The sequence below is a fragment of the Mycobacterium sp. E740 genome (assembly GCF_001672895.1).
GTDB lineage: Bacteria > Actinomycetota > Actinomycetes > Mycobacteriales > Mycobacteriaceae > Mycobacterium.
The window spans coordinates 1-9,335 of sequence record NZ_LZKP01000059.1 but is presented as its reverse complement, the minus strand read 5'-3'; the positions used below and the strand labels follow the sequence as shown (position 1 = coordinate 9,335).

Annotated in this window: 8 protein-coding genes and 1 pseudogene; 5 read left to right on the top strand and 4 right to left on the bottom strand. The window is 67.5% G+C overall.

All coding sequences use genetic code 11. The annotated features are described in order from the left end of the window. Nucleotides 1-891: Ig-like domain-containing protein (locus tag A5663_RS05555; protein WP_231976697.1), on the top strand; the 891-nt coding region annotated here is incomplete at its 5' end. Between the two features lie 7 nt (nucleotides 892-898). Here A5663_RS05555 and A5663_RS05550 read toward each other — a convergent pair. Next, nucleotides 899-2,881: a M13 family metallopeptidase gene (locus A5663_RS05550; protein ID WP_068145004.1), complete on the bottom strand. Its 1,983-nt coding sequence runs from the start codon at nucleotides 2,879-2,881 to the stop codon at nucleotides 899-901. A gap of 39 nt (nucleotides 2,882-2,920) precedes the next feature. Between A5663_RS05550 and A5663_RS05545 the strand changes: the two genes are divergently transcribed. Next, nucleotides 2,921-3,511, top strand: coding sequence for a hypothetical protein (locus A5663_RS05545; RefSeq protein WP_068145000.1), 591 nt, complete (start codon nucleotides 2,921-2,923; stop codon nucleotides 3,509-3,511). Continuing rightward, nucleotides 3,508-4,197 (top strand): hypothetical protein, encoded by a 690-nt coding sequence (locus tag A5663_RS05540; protein ID WP_068144996.1) that lies wholly within the window; start codon nucleotides 3,508-3,510, stop codon nucleotides 4,195-4,197. Before A5663_RS05545 ends, A5663_RS05540 begins: the two co-directional genes overlap by 4 nt. On the opposite strand, the gene A5663_RS05535 is transcribed toward A5663_RS05540, so the two are convergent. The 3 genes from A5663_RS05535 to A5663_RS05525 are packed head-to-tail and all read right to left on the bottom strand — an operon-like array spanning nucleotide 4,194 to nucleotide 8,038. Next, on the bottom strand, nucleotides 4,194-4,589 hold the full coding sequence (locus A5663_RS05535) for a CoA-binding protein (protein ID WP_068144993.1): 396 nt from the start codon (nucleotides 4,587-4,589) through the stop codon (nucleotides 4,194-4,196). The genes A5663_RS05540 and A5663_RS05535 overlap by 4 nt on opposite strands. A gap of 21 nt (nucleotides 4,590-4,610) precedes the next feature. Continuing rightward, complete coding sequence (locus tag A5663_RS05530) at nucleotides 4,611-5,138, bottom strand: hypothetical protein (protein WP_068144991.1); 528 nt, start codon at nucleotides 5,136-5,138, stop codon at nucleotides 4,611-4,613. Further along, nucleotides 5,135-8,038 (bottom strand): MMPL family transporter, encoded by a 2,904-nt coding sequence (locus A5663_RS05525; protein WP_068144988.1) that lies wholly within the window; start codon nucleotides 8,036-8,038, stop codon nucleotides 5,135-5,137. The genes A5663_RS05530 and A5663_RS05525 overlap by 4 nt, the downstream gene beginning before the upstream one ends. A 348-nt stretch (nucleotides 8,039-8,386) precedes the next feature. On the opposite strand from A5663_RS05525, the gene A5663_RS05520 reads away from it, so the two are divergent. Both A5663_RS05520 and A5663_RS05515 read left to right on the top strand, forming a co-directional pair. Continuing rightward, entirely contained in the window at nucleotides 8,387-8,932 is a 546-nt protein-coding gene (locus A5663_RS05520) for a hemophore (protein ID WP_068145007.1), read from the top strand. A gap of 191 nt (nucleotides 8,933-9,123) precedes the next feature. Then, nucleotides 9,124-9,335, top strand: a pseudogene (locus tag A5663_RS05515) (hypothetical protein); the annotation flags it as partial.

Genomic DNA, 9,335 nt, shown 5'->3' with positions numbered 1-9,335 from the left:
ACTCGCGGTGGTAGGCCAGCGTGCCGGTCGACTTCATCGTCCACACCATCTGTGCCAGTACCGAGACCCCGTCGACCACCGCCGCCGTCGAACCCGTTCTTCGCCCCGCCCGATCCGCTGGCCCAGCAGCAGCCGATCCCGCAGGGGACTCCGGCCGGCCAGAACCCGACGCCCTATATCGGGGCGCCGGTGTTCGCACCGCCGTCTTTCAACCCGACCAACGGCTCGATCGTCGGCGCGGCCAAGCCGATCTACATCAACTTCCAGCGGCCGATCGCCAACCGCCAGATGGCCGAGCAGGCCATCCACATCTCGTCGAACCCGCCGGTGCCCGGTCGGTTCTACTGGACCAGTGACACCCAGGTGCGGTGGCGCCCGCAGGACTTCTGGCCAGCGGGCACGGTGGTCAACATCGACGCCTCCGGTACCAAGTCGAGCTTCAGGGTGCCCGAGCAACTCGTAGCGACCATCGACAACAAGACGTTGCAGATGGAGGTCCGTCGCAACGGGGAGCTGGAGAAGACCTTCCCGGTGTCCATGGGCAAGAAAGGTCATGACACCAAGAACGGCACCTACTACGTGCTGGAGAAATTCGCCGACATCGTGATGGACTCGTCGACCTACGGCGTGCCGGTCAACTCGGCCGACGGCTACAAGGTCAAGGTGCAGGACGCGGTGCGCATCGACAACAGCGGCGCGTTCGTGCACAGCGCGCCGTGGTCGGTCGGCTCGCAGGGCGAGGAGAACGTCAGCCACGGCTGCATCAACCTCAGCCCAGCCAACGCGCAGTGGTTCTACGACAACTTCGGCAGCGGTGATCCCGTCGTCATCAAGAACTCGGTCGGAATCTACAACCAGCCCGACGGCGCGTCGGACTGGCAGATGTTCTGAGCGAAACCTAGTTCCAGATCCGCACGCGCCGTTCGGGTTCCAGGTACAGCGCGTCGTTCTCGCTGACGTCGAACGCTGCGTAGAACGCGTCCATGTTCCGGATGACGCCGTTGCACCGGAATTCCGGCGGCGAGTGCGGGTCGATCGCGAGTCGCCGGATTGCTTCGGCGTCACGGGACTTGGTCCGCCACACCTGCGCCCAGCCAAAGAACACGCGCTGTTCGCCTGTCAGTCCGTCGATCTCCGGCGCGGGTTCACCTTTGAGGGACAATCGGTAGGCCAGCAGGGCGATCGACAACCCGCCGAGGTCGCCGATGTTCTCGCCGACCGTGAATGCCCCGTTCACGTGGTGGTCGTCGGCTAGTTGGCGCGGCACGAACTCGTCGTACTGCTCGATCAGTTTCTTTGTGCGCGCGCTGAATTCGGTGCGGTCCTCGTCGGTCCACCAGTCGACCAGGTTCCCGTCGCCGTCGTACTTGGCTCCCTGGTCGTCGAAGCCGTGCCCGATCTCGTGGCCGATCACCGCCCCGATGCCGCCGTAGTTGGCGGCGTCGTCGGCGTCGGCATCGAAGAACGGCGGCTGCAGAATCGCTGCGGGAAAGACGATCTCGTTCATGCCGGGGTTGTAGTAGGCGTTGACCGTCTGCGGCGTCATGAACCATTCGTCCCGGTCGACGGGCCCGCCGAGCTTGGCCAGTTCCCGGTCGTACTCGAAGGCGTAGCCGCGCCGATAGTTCCCGTACAGATCGTCGCGCTCGATCGCCAGGCCCGAATAGTCGCGCCACTTCTTCGGATAACCGATCTTGGGGGTGAACTTGTCCAGCTTGGTCAACGCCTTTTCCCGCGTCTGCGGTGTCATCCAGTCCAGCGCGTTGATGCTGACGCGGTAAGCCTCGCGGATGTTGGCGACGAGTTCGTCCATCCGCTCCTTGGCGTGCGGCGGGAAATGCCGCTCGACATAGAGCTTGCCAACGGCGTCACCCATCAGGCTCTCCACCACCGAGACCGCCCGCTTCCACCGGTCACGGATCTGCTCGGTGCCCGACAGCCTACGGCCGTAGAAGTCGAAGTCCTCGGCGATCAAGTCGTCGGTCAGCAGGAAGGCGCGGGCGTGGATGACTCGCCACCGCAGCCATTGCTTCCAGTCCTCGAGATCTGATCCGGACCACGCGGCGGCGAACGCGGTGAGGTAATCAGGCTGCCGCACAACGACTTCCGCAACGCTCTGCGGGCTGGCGCCCAGCTCGGCCACCCAACCGGCCCAGTCGAAGCCCGGCGCTTCGATGGGCAGGTCCGCGAACGTGCGCAGGTTATAGGTCAGGTCGGCGTCGCGGCGCTTGACGACGTCCCAGTGTGCGGACGCCAACTTGGTCTCCAGCGCGACGATACGGGCGGCGGTTTCGGCGTGATCGCCGTCTGAGCCGTACACCAACGCGAACATCGCGGCGATGTGCTGTGGGTAGGCGGCGAGAATCTCGGCGTGCTGCTCGTCGCGGTAGTACGACTCGTCGGGCAGGCCCAGGCCTGACTGGCTCAGGTGCAGCAGGTACCGCGTCGAGTCCTTGGAGTCGGTGTCGACGTAAACGCCCGAGCCGCCGCCGATTCCGGTGCGCTGCAGGGCGCCCAGTACGCGCGCCAATGCGTCGGGGCTGTCGGCCTCGTCGATCGCCGCCAGTTCGTCCAGCAGCGGTTGCACACCGCGCGCCGCAACCGTCTGCTCGTCGATGAAGCTGGCGTACAGGTCACCGATGCGCTGTTCGTCGGTGCCCTGCGCCGCTCCTGATGCGGCCGCCTCGGTGATCAGGTCGCGGACGTGTTCTTCGGCGCGGTCGTAGAGCGAGCGGAACGCGCCGTCGGTCGCGCGGTCGCCGGGCATCTCGTACTCGGTCAACCAGCGGCCGTTGACGTGGCCGAAGAGGTCGTCTTGCGGGCGGGCGTCGGCGTCGACGTGACTCAGGTCGATGCCCGACTTGATTGCTTCTACCGTCACCCCACCAGGGTGCCAGAGCCGGCCGGTACCCTCACGCCCATGCCCGAGGACGAGCCCACCACAGCCGAGGACGGCCGGGTCTTCACCAGCTACGGCATCGCGTCGGCGGTGCTGGGGCTGATCGCCGTCGTCGCGGTGGCGCTGGCCGCCCTGATCTGGGTGCAGCACCGCGACCACACCGACGAACTGAGATATCGAGCGAGGGCCATGCAGGCCGCCGCCGACTGGACCAGCGTGCTGATCAACATGAACAAGGACACGGTCGAATCCGACATGGTCAAGCTGCACGAGGGCACGGTCGGCCAGCTCAACGCGGACTTCGACGCGGCCGTCGAGCCGTACCGCAACCTGGTGCAGAAACTGCAGGCGCGCACCACCGGGCAGATCGACTCGGTCGCGGTCGAGTCGATCTACCACCCTGCGCCGGCACCTGCCGGTGCCCGACAGCCCCAACCACAGTCGGACATCGACGAGTTCGCCTCGCGCACCGACACCGTCCTGGTGGTGGCGACGTCGGTCAGCGAGAACGCCGGCGACAAGAAACCCCAAACCGTGCGCTGGAATTTGCGGCTAGACGTCTCCGACGTGGACGGCAAGCTGATGGTCTCGCGGTTGGAGCCGATCCGATGAGGAACGCCTGGCGGGTCGGCGTCTTCGATGTCGCAGCTCCGCTGGCGGCGGTGGCGGCGCTGGTGTACATCGGCGTCGCGTTGGACTGGCCGCTGTGGTGGGTCTCGGTGTGCTCGGTGTTGTGCCTGCTGATCGTCGAGGGCGTCGTGGTCAACGCGGTGCTGGCGCGGCGCGACGCGGTGACGGTCGGTACCGACGACGACGGCCCCGGTCTACGCCTCGGAGTGGTGGCGGTCGCGACCGCGGCGCTGGCCGCCGCGGTGGTGGTCGGCTACTTCAACTGGACGGTGCCCGACCGCACATTGCGCAAGGACACCACGGAAGTCGTGGGTATCGCCAGCAGTGTCGCCGAGGCCTCGGCCACGTTCACCCCGCAGAGCCCGACGTCATCGATCGACCGGGCGACGACGATGATGTCACCGGAACGAGCCGAAGCCTTCAAGAAGGAATTCGCCACTGTCGCAAACGATTTGGCGAGCCGCAAGGTGTCCGCGCAGGCAAGCACCGTCTCGGCCGGTGTCGAGGCGATCGGGCCCAACGCCGCCAGCGTCGCAGTGGTCATGCACGCCACGCAGACCTCGCCCGGCAAGCCGCCCGACACGGCCGTGCTGGCGCTGCGGGTGACGCTGTTGAAGACCGACGGTAGGTGGTTGGTCGACGACGTGTCGCCGATCCACTCGCGCTAACCGAGCAGACGGGCGTGATCGACCTTGATGCAGCGGTCCATCACCACACGCAGTCCAGCGGCCTCACCGTCGCGGGCGATCTGCTCGTCCCAGAGGCCGAGCTGCAGCCACAGCACCTTGGCGCCGACAGCGACCGTGTCAGCGAGCACCGCGGGCAGATGCTCACGGCGGCGGAACACGTCGACGAGATCGGGCACGACGGGCAGGTCGGCCAGTGACGGATAGACCGGTGTGCCGTCGATCTCGGTGACGGTCGGGTTCACCACATACAGCTCGTAGCCGCTGTTCGCTTTGAGGTACGTCCAGATGTCGTGGCTGGCACGATAGGGGTCGGGGGACGCGCCGACGATCGCCACCGTGCGGGTCTCCCGCAGTATCTGCTCGAGGTCCATCCGGGCCGTATACCCCGAACGTCAGCCGTTGGGCCGGTTGGACCGCATCCGGGCGAACCGGTCGGACAACCGCTTCATGCGCACCATCAACGCCGCCGACGGACTGGTCTTGCCGCTGAGGAAAGCCGCGAAATCCTGCGCCGGCACACCGATACGGGAGGCGAATTCCTGCTCGCCCAGGCCCGAGTGCTCGAGGAGCACCCGCACGTGGCGGGCCACCTCGGCGCGCTCGTTGGCTTCCAGATGTTCGCGGGTGCGGGTGAGCACCTCGGCGAGCGCCTTGGACACGCCGTAGGGCCGCGCAGTCTCGAGAACCTCTTCGACCTGGCGGGCGGTGCGGCCGAACGGGTCCCGCTTGATCGCCGCCACGATGCGCTGCCAGACCGCCAGGTCGTCGGTCTCCAGGGCGGCACGGATCGCGGCGGTCGGCCAGAACTCCACCGGCCGCGCGTCGTCTGCGGCCGGCTTCGCGGCGGGGGGCTGGGGCGACCGACCTCCGGAGGCGGCCCCGCGGCGGTGGGTATCCCGGATCTCGGGAGTCACCGTCACCTCGCCTCCTCCAGCATCGCGACCGCCACCGACAGGCAGCGCTCCCTGACCTTCGCCCACTCGGCCTCCGCTTCAGGACCCGACATCCGGGCGTCGTGCTCGTCGGAAGGCTGAGGGTCGGCCAGTCGGCGTACCAGCTGCGTCGCCACCCATTGTGTCCTTGACCGATGACCACAGTAGTACCGGTCCATCGCGGTGAGCACCTCTGCCGCGGTGCGCGTCTCCATGCAGTCGACGAGATCGGCGAACTCCGCGTAGTCGCGGGCCGTGTTCCGGCACATGATGAGGTAGCTCTTCAGCCGCAGGGTCTCCGCACCCGTCGGAATCTGCAGCCGGTCGCCGGTGGGCAGCTGGACGTTGGTCGTCTCCATCGGGCTGCGCCGCTCCATCGACGCCGGTTCGCAGTCCGACGACGCGGTCTCCAGCGCGTCGAGGGCCACCGAAAGCCGTCCTCCCCACATCGTCACCGGATGCACGGGCCGCGATGCGGGGGCCGGCGCCGTGCGCCCGTTCCGGTGGCCGTTGACGCGCCCCGCGCTGCGCATCTTGGTCGTGGCCGGGGCGGCCGAGCCGCAGCCGCTGAAGGCCAGCGGATCGGTGACCGTGACAGCTTGGGGCACAAGGGTTTTCAGCTTAGCTGCGGACCTGACGACCGAGCGTAGCTCTGAGCCCGTCGGGCCCACCGAGGTGAGGTCGTCAGGGATGATGATCAGGTCCGGCGTCTCCACCTTGGGCAGGGGCTTCTCGAAGTCCACGGACGGCAGGATGCGGGCCAGCCGGTGCGGCAGCCACCAGTTCCACTCGTCGAACATCGCCATCAACGCCGGCACCAGCACCAGCCGCACGACCGTCGCATCCACTGCGATCGCCACCGCGCACGCCACGCCCAGCTGCGCCACCAGCGGCATCCCGGCGAACGCGAAGCCGATGAACACCGCGATCATGATGAGCGCAGCGCTGGTGATCGTCCTGGCGCTGGTGCTCACGCCGTAGGCCACCGCGTCGCGGGTGTTGCGGGTGAGCAGGAAACGTTCGCGGATGCGGGTCAGCAGGAAGATCTCGTAGTCCATCGACAACCCGAAGGTCATCGCCAGCACCAGCGGTGGGATCGTGCTGTCCAGCGACGAGAGCCGCTCGAATCCCAGCCCTTCCAGCCAGCCCCACTGGAACACGACGACGAGGCTGCCGTAGGCGGCGGCCACGGACAGGACTGTCATGAGCACGCCCTTGAACGCCAGCACGACCGACCGGATGGCGACCAGCAGCATGAGGAACGCGATCAACGCCACGAACAGGAAGACCAGCGGCTGGGTGGCAGAGACGCGGTCGTCGAAGTCCTTGATCAGCGCGGTGGGTCCGCCGACGTCGACGTGCACGCCCTGGGCGCCGGGAGCCCGCGGCAGCTCCGCGCGCATCCAGTCGACGGTGTCGCGGGCGCCCATGTCCTCGGGGTCGACCGACAGCACGGCCGACAGCAACGCGTGCCGATAGTCCTCGCCGAACGTCGGTGGGCTGACCGAAACCACGTGCGGGCCCTGCGCCATGCGTTTACGAAGGGCGTCGAGTACCGGCTGTTTGGCCGGGGCCGACGCGGCGTTGCCGTCCGGGAATGCCACCAGGACCCGGACCGGGCCGAGGGCACCCGGACCCAGCGCCTCGGCCGCGGCGTTGACGCCGCCGCGGATCTCGTGCGTCGGCTCGAACTGGCGTTGCATGCTGTTGCCGAGCGTCATCGAGAATGCGGGCGCGGCGAGCACGACGAGGAACGCCGCAGCGGCCAGCGCCGAGAGCCAGGGCCGGCGCATCACCCAGCCGGTCCACCGCGTCCAGAACCGTGACTGGGTGGTCTCCGGCCGTCTCGACCAGTGCAGGTACGACGAGCGTTTGGCCGCCGCCCGCCCGAACGTCGCCAGCACGGCCGGGGTGAGCGTGGTCGAGGTGAGCACCGCCACCGCGACGGCGAGGATCGCGCCGGTCGCCATCGACACCAGCACCGGGGTCTGGATCAGGTAGATGCCCGTCACCGAGGCGATCACCGTCACCCCGGACAGCACCACCGCCAGACCGGAGGTGGCCATCGCCGCGTCCGCTGCCTGCTCGGGATCCCGGCCGGCGCGCAGCTCCTCGCGGAACCGCATCAAGATGAACAGTGAGTAGTCGATCGCCAGCGCGATGCCGAACATCGACACGGTCGACGTCACGAAGACCGACATCGTCGTGACCATCGACAGCAGGTAGACCAAGCCCATCGTCACCACGACGGTGCACACGCCGAGCACCAGCGGTATCGCCGCGGCGGCCAGTGACCCAAACACGGCGAGCAGCACGATCAGCACGATCGGCAGGTTCCACCGCTCGGCCTGGGCGATGTCGTGTTTTGTCGCCTGCGAGGCGGCCGCGCCCAGCGCGCCCTGCCCGATGACATAGAGCTTGACTTTGCCGTTCTCGATCCCGCCGGGGTCCTCGCCGTTGATCCCGACCTTCTGGCGCAGCTGTTTGGCGACGTCCACCGCGCCGGTGTTGTCGAAGTCCAGTTGCAGGGTCACCACGTAGGGCCGGTCGGGCTGGGGCGGCGGCTGTTGCGGGTTCGGGACCACCTTGACGCTGGGCACTTCCGCGGCGAGGCGTTCGAGGTGGGCGACAGCATCGTTCATGTCCTGGAACGAGGCGTCGGCACGCGGCGCGGCGACCAGCGCCAACGGAGAGGCGCCCTGGTCGGGGAACTGCTCCTCGAGTTCGCGCTGCACCCGCAGCGACTGCGAACCTTCGACCTCGAATCCACCGCCCGTGAGGTGGCTGGACTGGTTGACCGCGAGCCAGATCGACGGGATCAGGAGAAGTAGCCATACGGCGAACACCGCCCAGCGGAATCTGCGCAGGGTGGAACTCAAGCGCATCATGAACTGCTGGATTGGAAATCCCCGCTTTCTCCCCGGCGTTTCGTAGCCGAAGCGTACAGCAGCGTGCGGTAAGGTGCCGCCACTTCAAAGCGTCGGAGAAATCTGCCAGCAACGCCTCAAGCTGCTCTTATCCGTTTCTCGTGAATGGCGCGGCCGCTGTTACCGCGGATGTCCGCCGGCCGAGTCTTGCCTGTGCGTCTGCTTGCTGAATTGGCGGTGGCCACGGCCCGGATGGCAGGATGTGAGTCGGCCGTTTTCGGCGTCGGGGACTGATTGATGTCCATCGCGAAAAGTGTTTGCGGACCGTTCGAATGTTCGCCGCCGTTCGCAAACCGTAAGGAGTTGTCCATGAAAACGACCACCGCATTGCTGCGACGCGGAATGTTCGGGGTGTTCGCCGCGTCTGCCGTCGGCGGCGGCGTGCTTGCGGCGCTGGTGACCCCGTCGGCGACCGCCGCCCAGGATCCCTGCGCCGCCAGCGAGGTGGCCCGCACGATCGGCAACGTGGCCACGTCGACCGGCGACTACCTCGACGAGCACCCGCAGACCAACCAGGCGTTGACCACGATCAGCAAGCAGCAGGCCGGCCCGCAGTCGCTCGGCGCGCTGAAGACGTACTTCGATGCCAACCCGCAGGTGGCCAAAGACATGCAGCAGTTGCAGCAGCCGCTGGCGAGCCTGGCGGGCACGTGCAAGCTGCCGCTCACGCTGCCGCAACTGGCCGGCTTGATGCAGGCCGCCCAGCAGGGCGGCGGTCTGCCCGCGAGTTTGCCGGCGCAGGCGCCCGACGCGCACGGGACCGGGCTGGCCGCCACCGCGCAAACCCCGGCGGCGTCCCCGGCATCGCAGGGCACGACAGCCGGGCCGGGTTCGGCCATCGCCGGTCTGCCCTGACCGGACACGACACCGGACACCCGGCGGCGGGCCGTACGAGCTGCGTTTTCAGAAGATTTTCAGGATTGCTCACCGCAAGGCAGGAAAGTCTGAAGACATTCTGCTTAGCTTTTGAGCGTTGGTCCTAGTTGGTCTTCGTCAGTAACCGGCCACGGTTACCGGCACATCACTTCCGATGAAGGAGCTCATCCATGTTTCTCTCGGCCCGTACTGCGCGGCGTGGGGTAGCTGGCGCGGTCGGCACCGGCGCGATTGCCGGTGCGATGTTCTTCGGTGCCATGCCGCTGGCCGCTGCCGAACCGCCGAACTGCACGGCGGCTGACCTCGCCGGTGTGGCAGCGAGTTTCGTTGTGGTGGCGTCGATTTCGACCGCCGTGCTGCTACTCGGCTGGCGCGCCGCGAT

What these genes read in the sequence shown, in the direction of transcription:
- A5663_RS05535 (WP_068144993.1), bottom strand. Translation starts at nt 4,589, where the DNA reads ATGGACCTCGAGCAGATACTGCGGGAGACCCGCACGGTGGCGATCGTC.
- A5663_RS05545 (WP_068145000.1), top strand. Translation starts at nt 2,921, where the DNA reads ATGCCCGAGGACGAGCCCACCACAGCCGAGGACGGCCGGGTCTTCACC.
- A5663_RS05525 (WP_068144988.1), bottom strand. Translation starts at nt 8,038, where the DNA reads ATGATGCGCTTGAGTTCCACCCTGCGCAGATTCCGCTGGGCGGTGTTC.
- A5663_RS05540 (WP_068144996.1), top strand. Translation starts at nt 3,508, where the DNA reads ATGAGGAACGCCTGGCGGGTCGGCGTCTTCGATGTCGCAGCTCCGCTG.
- A5663_RS05520 (WP_068145007.1), top strand. Translation starts at nt 8,387, where the DNA reads ATGAAAACGACCACCGCATTGCTGCGACGCGGAATGTTCGGGGTGTTC.